The organism is Gluconobacter kanchanaburiensis NBRC 103587, assembly GCF_007988905.1.
Classification (GTDB): domain Bacteria; phylum Pseudomonadota; class Alphaproteobacteria; order Acetobacterales; family Acetobacteraceae; genus Gluconobacter; species Gluconobacter kanchanaburiensis.
This window is the reverse complement of sequence record NZ_BJVA01000008.1, coordinates 117,812-136,286: the sequence shown is the minus strand read 5'-3', so window position 1 is coordinate 136,286 and position 18,475 is coordinate 117,812. Positions and strand designations below refer to the sequence as shown.

Annotated in this window: 14 protein-coding genes and 2 pseudogenes; 10 read left to right on the top strand and 6 right to left on the bottom strand. The window is 56.3% G+C overall.

The window, feature by feature from the left end; all coding sequences use genetic code 11:
- Positions 1-341, top strand: a pseudogene (locus GKA01_RS08385) (transposase); the annotation flags it as partial.
- 57 nt (positions 342-398) lie between these two features.
- Here the strand turns inward: GKA01_RS08385 and GKA01_RS08380 are convergent.
- On the bottom strand, positions 399-1,613 hold the full coding sequence (locus GKA01_RS08380; RefSeq protein WP_146861402.1) for an MFS transporter: 1,215 nt from the start codon (positions 1,611-1,613) through the stop codon (positions 399-401).
- 104 nt (positions 1,614-1,717) lie between these two features.
- On the opposite strand from GKA01_RS08380, the gene GKA01_RS08375 reads away from it, so the two are divergent.
- The 4 genes from GKA01_RS08375 (at position 1,718) to GKA01_RS08360 (ending at position 4,656) form a co-directional block, all read left to right on the top strand.
- Entirely contained in the window at positions 1,718-2,335 is a 618-nt protein-coding gene (locus GKA01_RS08375) for a TetR/AcrR family transcriptional regulator (protein ID WP_146861399.1), read from the top strand.
- Between the two features lie 170 nt (positions 2,336-2,505).
- On the top strand, positions 2,506-3,267 hold the full coding sequence (locus tag GKA01_RS08370) for an SDR family NAD(P)-dependent oxidoreductase (protein WP_146861396.1): 762 nt from the start codon (positions 2,506-2,508) through the stop codon (positions 3,265-3,267).
- Between the two features lie 31 nt (positions 3,268-3,298).
- Positions 3,299-3,751, top strand: a complete 453-nt coding sequence (locus GKA01_RS08365; RefSeq protein ID WP_146861393.1) for an SRPBCC family protein — start codon at positions 3,299-3,301, stop codon at positions 3,749-3,751.
- 14 nt (positions 3,752-3,765) lie between these two features.
- On the top strand, positions 3,766-4,656 hold the full coding sequence (locus tag GKA01_RS08360; RefSeq protein ID WP_146861391.1) for an aldo/keto reductase: 891 nt from the start codon (positions 3,766-3,768) through the stop codon (positions 4,654-4,656).
- Between the two features lie 18 nt (positions 4,657-4,674).
- Here GKA01_RS08360 and GKA01_RS08355 read toward each other — a convergent pair whose 3' ends face one another.
- On the bottom strand, positions 4,675-5,139 hold the full coding sequence (locus GKA01_RS08355; protein WP_146861388.1) for a nuclear transport factor 2 family protein: 465 nt from the start codon (positions 5,137-5,139) through the stop codon (positions 4,675-4,677).
- Positions 5,140-5,247: 108 nt separating this feature from the next.
- On the opposite strand from GKA01_RS08355, the gene GKA01_RS08350 reads away from it, so the two are divergent.
- Complete coding sequence (locus GKA01_RS08350; protein WP_146861386.1) at positions 5,248-6,201, top strand: GlxA family transcriptional regulator; 954 nt, start codon at positions 5,248-5,250, stop codon at positions 6,199-6,201.
- Between the two features lie 85 nt (positions 6,202-6,286).
- Here GKA01_RS08350 and GKA01_RS14070 read toward each other — a convergent pair.
- Positions 6,287-6,407 (bottom strand): annotated as a pseudogene (locus GKA01_RS14070) (IS5/IS1182 family transposase); the annotation flags it as partial.
- A gap of 821 nt (positions 6,408-7,228) precedes the next feature.
- Between GKA01_RS14070 and GKA01_RS08335 the strand changes: the two are divergent.
- Positions 7,229-11,977, top strand: coding sequence for an AIDA repeat-containing protein (locus GKA01_RS08335; protein WP_146861383.1), 4,749 nt, complete (start codon positions 7,229-7,231; stop codon positions 11,975-11,977).
- Positions 11,978-12,000: 23 nt separating this feature from the next.
- Positions 12,001-12,879, top strand: coding sequence for a sulfotransferase family protein (locus GKA01_RS08330; protein WP_167506340.1), 879 nt, complete (start codon positions 12,001-12,003; stop codon positions 12,877-12,879).
- A 381-nt stretch (positions 12,880-13,260) separates the two neighbouring features.
- On the opposite strand, the gene GKA01_RS08325 is transcribed toward GKA01_RS08330, so the two are convergent.
- From GKA01_RS08325 to GKA01_RS08315, 3 genes are all read right to left on the bottom strand, one after another.
- On the bottom strand, positions 13,261-14,079 hold the full coding sequence (locus tag GKA01_RS08325; protein WP_146861377.1) for an N-formylglutamate amidohydrolase: 819 nt from the start codon (positions 14,077-14,079) through the stop codon (positions 13,261-13,263).
- 81 nt (positions 14,080-14,160) lie between these two features.
- On the bottom strand, positions 14,161-15,015 hold the full coding sequence (locus GKA01_RS08320; RefSeq protein WP_146861374.1) for a MurR/RpiR family transcriptional regulator: 855 nt from the start codon (positions 15,013-15,015) through the stop codon (positions 14,161-14,163).
- Positions 15,012-16,322, bottom strand: coding sequence for a M20 family metallopeptidase (locus GKA01_RS08315; protein ID WP_146861371.1), 1,311 nt, complete (start codon positions 16,320-16,322; stop codon positions 15,012-15,014). The genes GKA01_RS08320 and GKA01_RS08315 overlap by 4 nt, the downstream gene beginning before the upstream one ends.
- A 187-nt stretch (positions 16,323-16,509) precedes the next feature.
- On the opposite strand from GKA01_RS08315, the gene GKA01_RS08310 reads away from it, so the two are divergent.
- Together GKA01_RS08310 and GKA01_RS08305 are read left to right on the top strand one after the other, a co-directional pair.
- A complete protein-coding gene (locus tag GKA01_RS08310; protein ID WP_146861368.1) occupies positions 16,510-17,127 on the top strand; it encodes a cysteine hydrolase family protein in 618 nt (205 codons plus the stop codon).
- Positions 17,120-18,442 carry a type I glutamate--ammonia ligase gene (locus GKA01_RS08305; protein ID WP_167506339.1) on the top strand — a complete coding sequence of 441 codons (1,323 nt, stop codon included), beginning with the start codon at positions 17,120-17,122 and terminating at the stop codon, positions 18,440-18,442. The genes GKA01_RS08310 and GKA01_RS08305 overlap by 8 nt, the downstream gene beginning before the upstream one ends.
- Positions 18,443-18,475: the final 33 nt, after the last annotated feature.

Here is an 18,475-nt window from a genome sequence, read left to right as displayed (position 1 = left end):
TTCGCCCGGATGATGGACGGTCTGGCTGCCGGAAAGGCAGAGCCCCAGGCCATCATGATTGATGCGATCTATCTCAAGGCACATCGCACGGCTTCAAGCCTGCGGCTAAAAAAGGGGATCCAGGGCGTCTGATAGGACGGACAAAAGGTGGCATGAATACGAAGCTACATGCGATCATGGATCAGAACGGACGACCGCTGAGCTTCTTCATGACGGCGGGACAGGTCCGTGATTACACCGGTGCCGCTGCTCTGCTGGACAGCCTTCCTATGGCACAGTGGATGCTGGCGGACCGGGGCTATGATGCTGACTGGTTCCGAGATGCCCTGAAGAGGGCAGGCCCTACATTCCGGGGCGGAAATCCAGCGGTAACGCAATCCCCTGCCCGCATCGAACGCTCAGTTTTCTTTTCCATGCCTGAGCCGATGGCCAGGTCGGAACCCATAAGAGCGGGCTTGCCATGCAATCAGGAAGCTTGCAGCAGCGAGTGCCATCACGATCCAGGGAAATGACAGAGCTCCCCAGGTTTCCAGCAACACACCGCCCAACAGGCCACCGCCGGCTATGGCGCTGTTCCAGACGACCACATTCATCGACAACGCTACATCTGTGCCCTCCCCGGCTGCATCAGCCAGAGCCGTCTGGAGCAACGTCGCGGCCCCTCCGAAAGTCAGACCCCATATCGTAACGCCAATCATGATCACCGCAGGCGATGCTGACCCAATTGCAAAAACGCCTGCAACAGCAGCGAATATTGCCAGACTGACCAGAACAGAAAGCCGGAGGGCATGATCGACCGTACAACTGGTGAGCCAGATGCCTGCAAGGGCAGCGAGACCAAAAAGCAGGAGGATGCGGTCCGCCTCTCCTGCCAGCCCTGCCGGTGTAATGAACGGTACGATATAAGTGTAGAGAATGTTATGCGCGAGCATCCATGTTACCACGACGCCCAGAACAGATCGCACCCCCGGTGTTCGCAGGACATGACCGAACGGCTGGCGCTCATGATGTGCAAGGCCTGGAAAATCAGGAACCTTCGCCAGAACCCAGACAATTAACAGCATGGTGGCACCCGACATAATCCAGAAGGCCAGTCTCCATCCCACAGCCGCGCCCAGCCAAGTGCCCGCCGGAACACCCACAGAAAGCGCGATCGGCGTGCCAACCATGGCGATAGCCAGAGCACGTCCTTGCTGGGCGGGTGTCACCATTCTGCGTGCATAGCCTGCCAGCAGGGCCCAGGCGAGCCCTGCCGCTGCACCCGCGCCATATCGCGCCACGAGGGTCAGGTCATAATCCGTCGAGAATGCTGTGACGGAGTTGAAAACTACAAAACCAATGATCGCCAGTAACAGAACCCGCCTTCGCCGCCATCGCTGTGTGGCCAATGTTAGCGGGATCGCAGCACTCAGAGAGCCCAGAGCGTAAGCCGTGACCATCTGCCCTGCCAAGGCGGGGGAAACATGCAGCCCAGCCCCGATCTCGGGCAGCAAACCTGCAGGAAGAGTTTCGGTCATGATGCAGATGAAGCCAGTCATCGCCAAGGCGAGTAAGCCGGCTATAGGTAATCTGTCATCGGGACTTCTGCGAAGGGGTATCGTTTTGGAAGTCATACGGCTCTCATATATGGATCGAATGATCTATATATGAGAGCGTAAATTCTTGGCAATTATTTCTGGATCACTTAATATGAAAGTCTTTCAAAAGGAGCAATACCATGGCGCGAACAGGGCGTCCCCGGGAGTTTGACAGGGACAAAGCACTCGATGCCGCCATGAAACTTTTCTGGGCGCAAGGTTACGAACCGACATCCCTGACACAGCTCAAATCCTGCATGGGCAATATTTCGCCGGCAAGTTTTTATGCCGCGTTCGGCTCGAAGGAATCCCTGTTTCGCGAAGTGGTGCAGCATTATCTGGCGACCTATGGGCAGGTGATGTCGCCCTTATGGGACGAAAACCTGACGCCGCGAGATGCGATTGAACGGACTTTACGCGGTTCAGCGCGTATGCAGGCGACCCGGACGCATCCCTGTGGCTGTCTGGTCGTATCGGGCGCCAGTAACTGTTCGCCCGAAAACGAAGCCGTTCAGGCCCTTCTCGCTGCAGAGCGCCAGCGGACGCGGGCCGGGATCCGGGTCTGCGTGGAACGCGCGCTTGCCCGCAGCGAACTGCGCGATTGTGCAACAACAGCGGCCCTGCCCGATATTTTCGCGACATTTTTCCATGGCATGACATGCGAAGCGCGGGACGGGATGACATCAATACATCTGGATGCCGCCATCACCTCGCTTCTGACCTTATGGGATGCCAACGCGCTACTCAGCGGGCCGTGAAATAGCCTGCCAGGTATTGATGAGCCCGCAACAGGCCAAGCTTTAAGCCGTTAATTCTATATCGACCACTCCATAATTCCTTGACCCTGTTTTGCGCACATATTATGGACCATCCAGTACGGAATTAAATTCTGGAACAAATCGCCCTGTCTCGGCCAAGGAATCCGGTTATGAGCAAACAGGACATCGCATTCGTCACGGGTGCCAATCGCGGTATCGGACACAGTATCGCGAAACATCTGATTGCCTCGGGCATCAACGTGATCGGGACCTATCACTCCAACGAAGACGAGGCGAACGCTGCCGAAGCAGCCCTCGTCAGCGAGAACGCAAAACTGCGCATGCTGAAGCTGGATATCGTGGACCATGAATCGTTCGCGGATTTTTCCGGACAGGTCAGAGCACTTCTCGCACATGAGTTCGAGCACAGTGCACTGAGTTATGTCGTTCAGAACGCAGGCAATATCATTCACACCCGCTTCGATGCTGCGGCATCCGAACAGCTCGACAACCAGTACAACATCCATTTCAAAGGCCCCTATCTGCTGACAGTAGCCCTCCTGCCCCTGATCCGGGACGGCGGTCGTATTCTCAACATCACCTCTGCCGCGACCCGTTTCTACCTGACAGATCATGGACCTTATTCAGCCATGAAAGCCGCTACCGAAGTCATCTCACTCTACATGGCGAAAGAACTGGGAGGGCGGGGCATCACCGTCAATGCCGTCGCCCCTGGTGCGATCGCCTCAGATTTCGGCGGTGGTCTGGTCCGTGACGATGCCACGATTAACAGAAGCCTTGCAGAGATCACGCCTCTGGGGCGGGTCGGACAGCCCGATGACATTGGTGCCGCCATCCGTGCGCTTCTGTCTGACGATATGCGCTGGGTGAATGGCCAACGCATTGAGGTGACGGGAGGCCAATCGCTATGACACTCAGACATTCACAACCGGGAGAGGCCTCATGATCCACGTTATGGCCAGCAGTGTCATTCCTGCATCCCTTCCCTCTGTCTGGCGGTTGGTCCGTAATTTCGGCGCCCTTGGACGCTGGTTGCCGGGCGTCAAAAGCTGCGTGATCGAAGGCAATGAATCCGCTGACCGCGTCGGCGCAATTCGCCTGGTTGAGATGGGGGATGTCGGACTCATCCGCGAACAGCTTCTGGCACTCTCCGACGTGGATCACGCGGTCACGTTCTCGATCGTTGAATCAGCCCTGCCGATCCGGAACTATCGCTCTACCATCAGCCTTCTTCCCATAACGAAAAACGACCACACGTTCATCCAATGGCGGGGGCAGTTCGAAGCCCCAGTCGAACATGCCGCCAGTATGGAGGCCCGGATGCCGACACAGATCTACCAGCCAGCTTTCGACAGACTGGCCAAGATACTGGCCTCAGAGACGACATTGTCATGAAGGAACCTACACCCATGATCCAGTCCCCCTCTAACGCTTCCCGATCAGGCACATTCAGGATTGGCGGCGATCTCGGCATCAACCGGCTTGGTTTCGGTGCAATGCGCATCACTGGCCAGGGTATATGGGGACCGCCCGCCGATCACGACGAGGCCATCCGCACACTGAAGCGGCTCCCAGAACTCGGCGTCAATTTCATCGACACGGCGGATTCCTATGGTCCAGACGTCTCCGAATGGCTGATCAGGGAAGCTTTGCACCCTTATCCCAAAGGCCTTGTCATCGCGACGAAGGGCGGCCTCACCCGCTCCGGCCCCGACATCTGGAAACCGGTCGGACGGCCGGAATATCTATTGCAGCAGGTGCACAAAAGCCTGCGGAACCTCGGCGTCGAGCAGATCGATCTGTGGCAACTCCACCGGATCGATCCCAGAGTCCCGGCAGACGAACAGTTCGACGCGATCCGCTCCTTCATTGATCAGAAACTGATCCGTCATGCAGGACTGAGCGAGGTCTCCGTCGACAACATCAAAACAGCATCGAAATTCTTCGACGTCGCGACCGTCCAGAACCGCTACAATCTCGTCGATCGCACCAGTGAGGACGTGCTTGACTACTGCACGCAGCAGAACATCGGATTCATCCCATGGTTTCCCCTTGCCGCGGGCGGCCTCGCAAAGCCGGGCTCAATACTGGATGTCATGGCCCGAAAATATGAAGCACACTCAAGCCAGATCGCACTGGCCTGGATTCTGAAGCGCAGTCCGGTAATGCTACCAATCCCCGGCACCTCCAAAGTCGCGCATCTGGAACAGAATGTCGCGGCCGCCGACATCACCCTATCCGATGAAGACTTCGCGGCGCTGGATGCTGAAGGTCACAAGGCGTTCCAGTCCACACAGTGAGATAGCACGTCCGGACAGTTACAATCCCAGCGTCGAAAGACCGGGATGACTGTCGGGACGCCGCCCCTCAGGCCATAGGAACAGACGGTCGGTCGCCAAAATGGGTTGGTCGTTGATTGACGCTGCGCGGTAACGCATCAACCCGTTTTCATCGAACTCCCAGTTCTCGTTCCCATGGGATCTGAACCACTGTCCGGCCTGATCCTGCCACTCATAAGCAAAGCGGACCGCGATCCGGTTATCCTGAAAAGCCCAGAGTTCCTTGATAAGGCGGTATTCCTGCTCGCGCTCCCATTTGCGTGTCAGGAACGCCACGATGTCCTCTCGTCCGTGGATGAATTCCAGGCGATTGCGCCACTGGCTATCGGTCGTATAGGCCTGCGCCACCTTTTCAGGATCCTGGCCATTCCAGGCATCTTCCGCGAGACGGACTTTCTGAGCAGCCGTTTCAGCATTGAAGGGAGGCAATGGGGGTCGGGACATTAGGAATTCCGCCTCTGGTTCGGGGACGGATCACGAGTTGATCCGAGACCTGTCAGTGTTTTCCAAAAGAGCATTTGACGAAAGGACAACGATCCCTCATTTCAGGCCATGACCAAACAGATCGGTATTCTTCTCTATCCAGACTTCCAGTTGCTCGACGCTGCCGGAGTGACGGCAGCCTTCGAGATTGCCGGAGGATTTGGGGGCGCGCCGTATGAGATGACGCCCCTGTCCCACCATGGTGGTCTGGTCCGGTCATCTTCCGGGATGACGATCGAGACTGTTCCGCTCGCGGCGGCACGGTCGTTCGATACGCTTATCGTTGTCGGAGGCGAAGGCCACAGGCAGGCTATGAGCTGCCCAGAATTACTGGATTTTATAAGGCATCAGGCCAGAACTGCGCGACGTATCTGCAGTGTATGTACAGGTGCTTTCCTATTGGCAGAAGCTGGTATGCTTGATGGCCGTCGTGTGACGACACACTGGCAACAGGCCTCAGCCATGGCAGCACAGTTCCCTAAAATCCGGGTTTCGGCAGATGCCATTCATATTCATGATGGCCCGGTTTGGACATCTGCGGGGATCAGCGCTGGCATCGACATGGCGCTGGCGTTGATTACCGAAGATCTTGGGGCCGATATTGCCCGTCATACGGCGCAGCAAATGGTGGTGTTCTATCACCGTCCCGGAGGACAGTCCCAGTTCTCGGCACTCCTCGAGATGACGAGCCCTCAAGAACGTTTTGCCGATCTCCTGGGATGGATCCGATCCAATCTAATACAACGCTTGACCGTAGACGTTCTTGCCAGTCAGGTTGGAATGAGTTCGCGAAATTTCTCACGCAGTTTTCGAGTAGCCGTGGGGATGAGCCCCGCAAAAGCAGTCGAACGACTACGCCTCGAAGCCGCACGCGAGCAGGTGGAGAATTCTACCCTTCCCATCGAAGTCGTCGCCGTCATGACGGGCTTTCATGATCCCGAACGGATGCGACGCGCCTTCCTGCGTGAGTTTCATCAGCCGCCTCAGGCTATCAGGCGAAATGCTGCGGCCGAGGCGGCCTGAGACAGCATCCCGACCGTAAAAATGGAGAGATCAGAGCACTATTTAGTAAGTATCTTTGGAATTGGTGCCTTCCATTCTCGAACAACATGAAAATGATGGCGCTCAGTACGTGGCGGTCATCAACACGAGATTTGCCGTGGCTCTTGGGGAAAGAAGGGTCGCAGACGCTCCATCTGTTTATCCGTCACCCAAAACAGGGCGCTCAGCTTCAGTCTCCTCACAGAGCCTGAATCAGACTTCCAAATTCCACGTCCGCCTGGCCGCACTCAACCGCTTCACCGCGCTCAGTATCCCAATCACACAAACCGTTCGGCAAATGACAACGCAGCAAAGAGTTTGCCTCGGCCAGTTCCTAATTTGTGCAACAAAACTCCTGTCGCAACCCATCTCGTCTCAGCCATCATTGGCATTAACTCATGACACACACCGTTCGATCTTTGTAACTTTTTTGGGGAGATCGTCGATAGGCCCTTGTAGCCAACGTTTTAATACGCAAACGTGTCCACAGCTAGCTTGTCGTATGCCCTTATTAAGGTTTCGCTCAGACCTCAGAATGTTAATTTAAAAATTGTATGCATATGGTAATTTTATTAAAATAATTTAAGAATATAACTAAATTATTAAATTCAATTATATTTCATAAAATTTCAAAATTCGTATTGGAGTGAGGATTTTGTCTGTAAACGACATATGTGATGCAATCCTGATTGTCTCGTATACACATGAAAGCCGCACGTCAATTCAAAAACCCTATACGACTTACTGCCTGAGACAGTTCTTCGATAACAAGGACAATAACCGGAAACAGGCCACTGAACGAACGCGTTGGTTACCTCATACCGCATTCTTCGTGGGCCTATCGAGCGATCCGTTTTGGCTTGCCTGGGCACGGCGGGCACGCCGCGCCAATTTAAATGCATGCGCCTTATCACCACTAAACAGGTGATCAGCGCCATGAAGACCATCCCTGCTTTCGTTGCCAATACAGCACGGCCTTCCCACAGCACACTTTCGGAAAATCAGCGCCATGACCACATATAATGTTTCAGCCGGAATAACATCTAGTGGGCTGATCCTCAGTGCCGGCGATGAACTTATGATCGAGCCCGGAGGCACCACGATCGACATCACCGTGAGTTCGGGCGGTTTCGAATACGTATCCTCTGGCGGTGGCACGACCATCGGGACGATCATCAGTTCCGGAGGTGTCGAAGAAGTATGCTGGGCTTCCATAGCATCTGCCACGATCATCACGGATGGTGGCAAGCAGCTTGTAGATCTAATGGGAACAACCAGCGGAACGGTCATCAGTTCCGGGGGCTTCGAGATTGTATCTGCCGATGGGAATGCCACCGGGACGACCGTTATGTCCGGTGGGACATTAATTGACTATGGGGGCAATGTTGCATCGGCAACGATCGATAGTGGTGGCACGCTAATTGTGACCACCGGGCGGAACGCGTCCTACACTGCCAATGTCGGTGCGGTCGTGATTTCCGCTGACATTATTGTGAAATCGGCTGGGTCTCTGATTTCAGCGATGGACAGCACCTCCTTGTCCGGTTTCGCCGTTGCGTCTGGCGAGGTTCTGCAGGTCTATTCCGGCGGCACGATAGACGGCACTGTGATCAATTCCGGCGGGGAAGATATTGTTTTATCTGGCGGCAAAGCATCCAACACAGTCGTAGGCTCAGGCGGAATTGAATATGTCTCTTGGGGCGGCGTTGCCTCTGGCACAACAGTCAACTCCGGTGGGGAGGAGCGCCTTTTAAATAGCAGCATTGCGTATGACACGATCGTCAGTTCCGGTGGCCAAGAATGTGTATCCTACGGTGGCGTTGCCTCTGGCACCGTCGTAGGCTCAGGCGGTGCGGAATACGTCTCCCGGGGCGGTGTTGCCTCTGGCACAACAGTCAGCTCCGGTGGAGAGGAGTCTGTTTTAAACCAAGGTACTGCATATGACACGATCGTCAGTTCGGGAGGCACTGAGACAGTTTCCTCTGGCGGCATTGCGTCTGGCACGGTCATTAGTTCGGGCGGCATTCAATATGTATCCGATGGTGGTGTTGCCGCTTACACACTAGTCAGCGCAGGTGGGGAGGAGTTTGTTCTCTCTGGTGCTGAGTCACACGATACTATCGTCAGCGCAGGTGGAACAGAAAGTATCTCTTATGGTGGATACGGAATTGGCACGACGGTTGATGCCAGCGGCACGGAGTATGTGTCGTGGGGAGGTGTCGCGTCTGGCACGGTCGTGAATTCAGGCGGCTTGCAGGTTGTGGCTCAAGGCGGGATAGCGAGCAGCGCGATAGTCAATTCTGGCGGTGTAGAACTTGTCTCCGGCGTTGCGAGTGCTACGACCGTGAACTCGGGTGGCATGCAGATTTTAACCCAAGGCGCCTATGAGGCTGGTACGACGGTTAACTCTGGTGCTGTGGTGTTTGTCTCCCAGGGAGGCACTGTTTCAGGTACAACTGTCAGTGCTGGCGGCGAACTGATCGTCATAGCCGGTTCAATCTCCGATACCTCCATCGAGAGCGGCGGTACGCTCATCGTAACACCTACGACTATGGGCGAGGAGATGGAGTACACTTCGGACGTGGGGGCAACGGTTATCTCCACTTCCTTGATTGTGACGTCCGATAACATGTTGCTGTCAGCGATTGACAGTAGTTCCGTGTCTGGTTTTGCAGTTTCTTCCGCTGAAACGTTGAAGATTTATTCTGGAGGCACGGCTGAAGACACTGCGGTAAATGCTGGCGGCGAGGTGATTGTTTCTTCCGGCGGCCGCACGACAGCTACGGTCGTTCATGCAGGCGGCACGGAGAATGTGTCTTATGATGGCGTGGTATCCGGCACAATTGTCAGTTCCGGTGGCCTGGAATACGTATCTATGGGTGGCGTAGCCTCCGGCACGATCATAGAATCCGGCGGAACGCTATATCTCAATAATAACGGCGCCTCGGGGATTGTGCTTGAGCAAGGCGGTCAAATCGATCTTGCATCCCTGCAATATGTAAGCGGCCAGTCCTCCGCCGTATATGCCAGCTCCGTCCTTACATTGACGGAGGGCGGAAGTTCAAAAACGCTGAGTCTGGCCGGTGATTATACAGGTGAATATTTTACTCTATCCGATGACGGGCACGGCGACACGCTGATTACGGCCGAGGGAACGCCGTGCTATTGCCGAGGCACGCGCATCGCGACGGAACGTGGTGACGTCGCTGTCGAGAATCTGGCGATTGGTGATCGGCTTCTGACCATCTCGGGGGCCATGCGCCCGATCCGATGGATTGGACGACGCAGTTATGCCGGACAGTTTGCGGCGACAAACCCTGCCGTGCTCCCTGTCATGTTCAGGGCCGGCTCATTGGGCGATGCCGTTCCTGCCCGCGATCTAATGGTCTCGCCGCTGCATGCAATGTATCTGGACGGCGTTCTTATTCCCGCCGAGGCACTTGTGAACGGTGTTTCTATCCTGAGGATGGAAAACGTAGACCGGGTGGACTACTTTCACCTAGAACTTGATACGCATGATGTTATTCTCGCTGAGGGTGCTGCGTCGGAGACTTTCGTCGATGACGGTAGTCGCGGCATGTTTCATAACGCCGTTGAATATCGTGCGCTTTATCCCGATGCGGTGCGGACGGAAGCTCGATATTGTGCGCCGCGTGTCGAGGACGGCGAGGAACTCGCAGCCATCAATCGCGCACTGGTCCTGCGTGCAACCGGTGGAGAGCATCCTGTTAACGCTGGGCCTTTGAGCGGCTTTGTCGATGTCGTTGAAAGCGGCCGCATCGCAGGGTGGGCATTCCATGAAACGACCCCCGAAGCGCCTGTGAAACTGCGCGTTCTAGACGGCGAGCATGTCCTTGCAGAGATTTTCTCAGATATTTATCGCACTGATCTTGCTGAGGCCGGTATCGGTAACGGACACAACGCATTCGAATTTATTGTACCAGGTGGCCTTTCACCGAACAGTCGCCACATAATCCGCGTCGTACGGGCAGAAGATGGGCAGGATCTCAAGGGTTCTCCTTGGGTAATCGAAGCCGACCCCTCTCTGTCGCCGACCGTGCTGGTCCGCCCCAACGGACCGGTAGCGGATCATGGGCAGGGCTTCCTGGATCATACAAGTCGTCAAAGGATTGCCGGGTGGGCCTATGATTCCACACATGGATCAGAGCCGGTAACGGTGCAGATCTTTGATAATGGACAGTATATCGCCCAAACACTTGCCAATACGTATCGTGCGGATCTCGCAGCGGCGGGTTATGAGGGAGGACGGTTCGGCTTTGATATTCTGCTGCCCGGCGGCCTGTCACCAATGTCCCGGCACATTATTCAGGTTTGTCGTGCGCATGATGGCGCGGAGCTAATGGGATCTCCGATTGTGATCGAGGCAGCCGACAGCTTTGACGCCGATCTGGCCGAGAGCGTGACCCGGGCAGTCGATGGACTTGCAGTTGGTCACGATCGCGAGAGAGTACTGTCGTTCCTTCTGTCTCAGGCTGAGCGTTTGCGGCAGCACCAGGCGAATGAAGCATCAGGGCGTGAGGCGCAGGATCGGCGGCGTCGGCTGATCCGTCGCTCCGGGGGAATGCTTGTCGACACTCATGACGGGCCTGAGACGCCCGTGCGCAGGGCTCTGATTATTGATGAGCAGTTACCCGATACAACACGTGACGCTGGGTCATGCGCGATCCTGTCGCATATGCGAGGACTTCAGGCGCTCGGATATGATGTCAGTTTCGTAGCGGCCTCAGAGATGGAAGCACCTCATGGTGCGGCCATCCGTGCCAGCCTTCTGTCGGAAGGTATCACGTGCTGGCACGCACCATTCTATGTGTCTGTTGAAGACGTTCTTCGCAAACAGGCGAGAGGCTTCGATCTTGTCTATCTGCATCGGGTCAGCAATGCATCTCGGTATATGGCTCTGACGCGCCAGCACCAGCAAAGTGCACGCGTGATCTACAGCGTTGCCGACCTGCATCATGTTCGCCTGGAGCGTCAGGCAACACTCGAAGGCAGACCGGAGCTACTGACCGAAGCGCGGAAGCTGCGTCTGGCGGAATGTGCTGCCGCGTGGCAGGCCGATGTGGTGATCACGCATTCTTCCGAAGAAGCGGCAATCCTGAGACGTCTCGTGCCAACGGCTGTGGTTCATCAGGTGCCATGGTCGATCGATCTGCGCACTGATGCCGAGCAACCCATTGAGCGACAGGGCGTGCTTTTCCTCGGTCACTATGGGCATGCGCCAAATGTTGACGCAGCGCAATGGCTTGTCCGTGAGATCATGCCACGTGTCTGGGCCGAGCGGTCGGACATAAAGTGCATCCTGGCTGGCAGTGCGATGCCTGAAGCGGTGCGTCGTCTGGCGGGTGAAAGCGTGGAAATTGCCGGCTATGTCCCTGATCTGGGGACATTCTTCAATCGTGTGATGCTCAGCGTTGCACCGTTGCGCTTTGGAGCGGGCATTAAAGGTAAGGTTCTGGATTCTCTTGGTAGTGGCGTTCCATGTGTGATGAGCGATATCGCTGCTGAAGGAATGATGTTGCCGATCGAACTCCTTACGCTGCAGACGCCAACGGATGCTAACGCCATCGCGCGTCAGATCTTGCAACTCCACGAAAACCGTGCGGAGTATGAACAACTCCGTCAGGCAGGCCTTGCCATGATCCAGAATCATTACGGCATGAAGAACGTCATTAGCGGATTACGCGCGGCAGTCGATGTGGACCATCTCCCGGTCGCATTGACGGGTAAGGCAGGTTAATGGCGGAAACGAATTCCGGAAGATTGAGCTGGCGCGCCGGTGGGGATGCCCTTGCCGATATCGAGCAACGTCAGCTCTTTTTTATCGGCGGCGCTCCACGCTCTGGCACAACCTGGGTCCAGCTACTGTTCGATGCACACCCGGACGTATGCTGCAAAGGTGAAGGGTTGTTTCCGCACTACCTCGAAAAGGGGCTGACCCGGATTGTGGAGGAATGGCGTCAGGCTCTGAGTCAGAAGAACAATACTTTGTTCAGGCAGTCTGGTGGGTATCAGCTTCCTGATGACGAAGATATTGACTTCCTTCTGGCGACAGGAATATTGCGCGCTTTCAATCGACAATGTCGCGGCGGCAACTATAGCGCCATTGGTGAAAAAACGCCCGAAAACGTCTTTCTATTTCCGCGTTTGAAGCGCCTTTTTCCGCATGCGAAATTCGTTGGTGTCGTGCGAGACCCACGTGATGCACTCACATCCGCTCTCCATATTTTTTATAAGGCTGCACGGGATGAAGGGCACGATGCTTCCCCGATGGACTTCATTCGGCATTCGCTCGGTCCGATGATTCAGGGCACGAAAGCCATGCTGGCACTGTGCTCGCAATACCCGAGCGCATGCGCAATCGTGAGTTACGAGGCGCTGATCGCGGATCCGAAGGCGAGCGTCTCCAGGTTGTTCGATTTTCTAGGAGTTGAGAGCACATCGAACATCGTCGATGCCTGCATCGCGAAGACTGCGTTTTCATCCCTGTCGAGTGGGCGTGCGCCAGGCGACGGACGTAACAGCGAGTTTTTTCGCAAAGGCGTTGTTGGTGACTGGAAGGAGACGCTGACTCCGGAAATGAATCGCGTCATTCTCGACGCGATGGGGGAATGGTTTCCTTTTTTTGGATGGAAGCCATAATTGCTAACGTGTCGATCATTTGACCCAGATGTTCTTCTGTGCCCTATGAATGGACCGAAGAACATCTAATTGAAATTCCTTTGTTATAATTTTGGTTTTTGACGTATTGATTAATGGCCTCTGGCGCTGATTTCACACTGCGCCTTGTCTCTGGCAGAACGATCGAGCGGACAGCCGTGCCGCTTGTCTTTGCCGATCAGAAGTCGCAAATGGGATTGTTCATCCAGACAATGGGCGTGACACGCCCCAAGTGCGTCAACCAACGCTTCTTCGATCAGTCGATCTATATTGTCCCCGACTGCAAATTTCGACTGATCCGAAAATGAAAAGCGACCGATGTCATAGTCAATGATGGTGTCGGAAAACGCATGACGGTTGGAATCACAGTGCAGGTTTTAAAACCAAAAGGTTTTCAGAACTCTCCACCTTGCGGGCCGCCTGTGCCAGCCAGGATGCCCACTGATGTGTCTGCTTTTCGTCCAGGAGCAGATCCTGACGAATTTCGACCAGACAGGCAGGGATATTGCGGCCGTCCCCGTGAACCGGAACCGCGTAGTCTTCATCCTGTTCGATGACATAGGGGAAATTTCCGACAACTGGTCCGCCAGATGTATCTTTCAAGGCTTGGATAAAGGCCTCGGCATAGGTTATGGCCCTGTCGAACAGGATTCCCGCCGGCCACGCCCTCGTCTCGCCTTTAAAAACCGGGGTAAAGCTGTGAATACCCAGCAGAAATGTCTTTTCCCCCGCGATCTGACGCCGGTCCAGAAGGGACGCAACAGCGTCATGAAAGGGATGAAACCAGCGCTCCTGACGTTCCCGACGCTGTGCTTCCGAAAGCCTCTCATTTCCGGGTATGACTGTCATCTCGCTAACGGAGGGTATGGAACTCGTACTATGCAACGGCCTGTTCAGGTCGATGACGAGCCGCGACACCTTTCCCAGAACCAGCACCGCATCAAGTTGCCTGGACAGTTCGACGGCCACGGCCCGTGCCCCGATATCCCATGCGATATGTCGGAGCCGTTCGCATTCCGGAAGGCCCAGAAACGCATAAGACGACGGAATGAACGCCGAAGCATGTTCACATAACAACACATAAGGCGATTTTCCGAATGGATTGAGAATCTCCACAACGTCGGACGCGGGTTGTACCAGATGGCCAGATACGGCTTTCCCAGATGCGGTTTCCAGTGTCATGCCTAATCCCTTGAATGAGCGGTCGCTGCCGGAACGCTTCTTGGCGCCGGGAACTGAACCGATCCGATGTTTTTGAAATACCTAGAATTTTCCACGCGCCGTTTCGATGTCTTCCAGACGCTCTCGCACCCTGTTTTCGGGATCGGCCATAATGGCGGCAAAGAGCGCCTCGATCTGCGCCAGCCCCGGAATCAGTGTGTCGAACGGCGAGACAGTCTCGATCGGCGCGCTCAGCGTCACATCTGCGAAAGCGGCGATCGGAGACTGCCACATGTCGGTGAACAGCAGGAGGCGGACACCCCGCTCATGCGCCGCCCGGGCGAAGGCAATGATGTCGTCCTGATAGCGACGGTAATCGAATACTGCCAGCGTGTCGTTTTCGGAGAAATCTGCCAGAAGATCCACCAGATCCGCCGAACCGCCACCAATATGAAACACGCCCGGACGGGCTTGAATCAGATGTCCCTGAAGCAGACCCGCAAGATGCTTGCTGGACCGTCCCCCCAGACAGTAGACATATCGCCGCCTTCTCCCCAAAAGATCGATTGCCGCATGAAAGTTCGGCGGAAGATAGCCATCATGCATGGCCTGAAGATTGGCGATGATTCCCTCAAGAAACAGGTTGTGCAGTGCATCAGAGCGGAATGAACCCGCGTCCTTCTTCCGGAGCATGTGCAGCGGAGAGAAACGCCCCTCATCCAGTTCCTCCAGCATCGCAGCCTTCAGTTCCTGGTAGTTTTCAAACCCGAGTTTCGAAACCGCCCGCATGACGGTCGGATCGCTGACATGCGCCTGACGGGCCAGCGACGACATCGACCCCGTGAGCGCCAGTGGATAATTGTCAACAAGAACCCGCACAACCTTGAGTTCTGAGCGAGTCAGCCGCCCACTCCGAGCAATCAGCTGGTCCCGGATGGAAATGGCATCCTTTGTCATAGGCCCTGAATACCGCAACAGGTCATGATGCTGTAAGCTAATACTTTCGTCGTCTCGGTAATGCTGTCCAGCGTCACATACTCATCTATGCCGTGTGCATTGTTGCCCGAACAACCATAGATGGCGCATGGAATACCCTGCGCGGCATAGTGAGCAGCATCGGAAACGGCGATAAACCCCGCAATATCTGCTTTCAACCCCAACGCCTTACGGCCCGAAACCAGAGACTGCACCAGAGGATGTTCGACCGGCGTGTTCATCGGCTCGAAATGCAGGCCGCCAAGTTCCCAGATCACCTGCGGCGGATTCTCCTTCAACCAGACGTAATTCCCGGCAAAACGGTTCACAAAGGCCTCGAATTCCGCACGGACATCGGCGCTTTTTTCATTCGGCAAAAACTTGAGATCAATATCAATCGCACAGCAGTCAGGCGTGATGGCGGGATTTTCCATCATGGTCGGCACTCCATCCGGGCCCGCGAACGCTCCGGCCCGCACCACACCGGCATGCAACGTGTTCATGCCCGGCGGAAGGAGGGGATGGCTCTTGTTCATGGCCCAGTCCCGTTCCAGCTCACCCAGTGCCATGAGAAAACGCGCCCCGAGATCCACCGCACTCACACCCGGCGTACGGGACGGCGCATCGGCCTGGGGATACAGCCCGGTATAGCGCCACGCGGAATGGGCAGCCCGCCCGGGAATGACAACCCGGACCCATTCCAGTCCCCCTTCCGCAGGCAGGATACGTCCATACGTCGTCTCTGTAATAATGCCGGCCCGGCATTTCGGAAAATTGGCCGCGGCATGGATCGCCCCGAATCCACCTGCTTCTTCATCAACGACGCTATGAATGTCCACCCGGCCGCAGGGCCGGTAACCCGCACGCAGGATAGCTCTCAGGGCGGCGATCATGGCGATGACGCCACTTTTCATATCCGTGGCGCCCCGTCCCCACAGGCACCCGTCCGCCAGTTCTCCCGAAAAAGGGGGCATCGACCATGCCGCCGCCTCTCCGGCCGGAACGACATCAATGTGACCGTTTAGCATGAGAGAGCGTTCATCCTCTCCAGGCAGGCTGGCGATCAGATTAGGGCGACCGGGGAATACGTCGTAGCGATGGGTCCCCAGCCCCATTTCCTCCAGCAATCCCGCAAGATGGGCCTGGACATCCGCCTCCCGGTTCAATCCCTCTCCGAGCTGGAACTTCGGGTTGACGGAGGGAATGCGCACGATGGCCTGACTCTGCCGGATCGCCCAATCCTGCTCGGCGTCTATGAGGGCACATATCTTCTCGAAAGCCTGCTTCATCCTCACTTCCCCCTGCATGCCGCTCCAGCTTCCGCTCCAGACTCGAGCGGAACGATGTGGCAGCGGCGTTTTGTAAGATAGTCTACATTATTCGAATATATGTCCATATTGGAATTGTCTTGACTCCGGATTGATCCGCAAGCGATGCTTTCCTTATGAACAGCCTAACAGGGACAGACAGAGGCTTATGACTCCGCGGGACTCAAGATTTCAGCCAGGACGCACCACGCTTCTTCTGGTCGACATGCAGACTGTCTGGATGCGCTCGCCCACGGGCGCGGCGGAAGACTATTTCACGGTGCGCAATACCCACGTTGCGGTTCCCAATCAGGTGCGACTGCTACGAACAGCCCGTGCGTTGGGTATCGACGTCCTGCATACCATCATCAGAAGCCTACGTTCGGACGGACGGGACCGCTCTCTGGATCACAAGCTGACTCCCATCCACATCGCCCCGGACGATCCGGACGGAGACATCATCCCCGAACTTGCTCCCTGCCGGGACGAAATCGTCCTGCCGAAGACGTCCTCGGGCGTCTTCAACTCCACCAACATCGATTACATCCTGAGGAACCTCGGGACTGATCATCTGATCATCGCCGGTCAGCTCACCGACCAGTGCGTCGACATGGCTGTCCGGGACGCGGCGGACCGAGGTTATCGTGTCCTTCTGCCTGAAGATGCGTGTTCAACCTATTCCGCTGAACGGCATGCAGCAGCCCTGTCAGCCTTTGGCGGTTACTGCACACTCACCGATACCGAAAACGTGCTGCGCAGAATGCGGGAGATCTCCAGCCATGCATGAAGATCACGACACCACAACACTGGGGGCACTCCTCACCAACGATCTGATCGGCATCACCCGTGGCCGCTTCTTTCCCCTGCCTGCGCGTGCTCGAGCCATGCAGAAAGGCTGCGGCTGGGTTCCGGCGAATCTAGGCCTCACCCCCTTCGACGACATCGCCGCCGATAATCCCTGGGGCTGCACCGGCGACCTGCGGCTCAGTCCTGATCCGGACACGGAGTTTTATACACGCCGTCTGGGAGAAGGCGGATTTACAGGCATGTTGTGTGACATCACGACGCTTACAGGGGCGCCTTGGTACGGTTGCGGTCGCTCTTTCCTCAAAGCCGCGCTGGAGGAGCTGAAAACGGAATTCGGCCTGATCCTGCAAGCCACATTCGAGATGGAATTCCAGATCACCGGCGCATCTTGGGACGCCGCGCCGGCTTTTTCCATGCAAGCCATGCGTCGGGCGGACGGTTTTTGCCGAACGCTGACGGATGCCCTGACCGATATCGGCAACGCGCCCGAAATCGTCCTCCCCGAATATGGCGCAGACCAGTTCGAAATGGCTTTCCCGCCCCGCCCTGCTCTTGAAGCGGCTGACAAGGCCGTCCTGACCCGTGAAGTCATCCGAGAAGCGGCACGCCTGCAGGGATACCGCGCCACCTTCACGCCGAAACTGACCCCGGAAAGCGTCGGAAACGGGCTGCATATCCATTTCTCGTTCCTCGACCGGGACACGCTTCAACCCGTTACCCATGACCCGGCTGCTCCAGGCGGCGTGTCGAAGGCATGCGGCCACTTTGTCGCTGGCATCGTGAAGCAGATGCATGCGCTCATGGTCTTCTGCGCTCCTACGGCCGTATCCTACATGCGCCTGCTGCCGCATCACTGGAGTTCGGCCTATGCGAGCTTCGGCGCCCTGAACCGTGAAGCGGCTCTGCGCATCTGTCCGATGCCGCCGGGAGCGGATCCCGCAAAGGCTTTCAACATCGAGTTCCGGCCGACCGACAGCACATCCAGCCCCTACTGGGCTCTGGGCGTCCTTGTGCGCGCGGGTCTTGAGGGTCTTCGCCAGCAGCGCCCCACCCCTCCCCTACTCCATGGCGATCCGGAGGCGCTGACGGATGCAGAGCGGCTCGGGATGGGCATTACGCGCCTGCCGGCCTCCCTTCAGGAGGCGCTGGACGCATTCATCGGGAACAAGACCGTAACCGAATGGTTCGACCCCGTTCTCGTGGATGGAATTCGCACCGCGAAGATCTGCGAGATCCACAAAACAGAAAGCTGGAACCCGGCAGAACTCTGCCGACAATACGCAAGAATATACTGAATGCTGACCTATCAGACACAAGCCCGGGAGGCG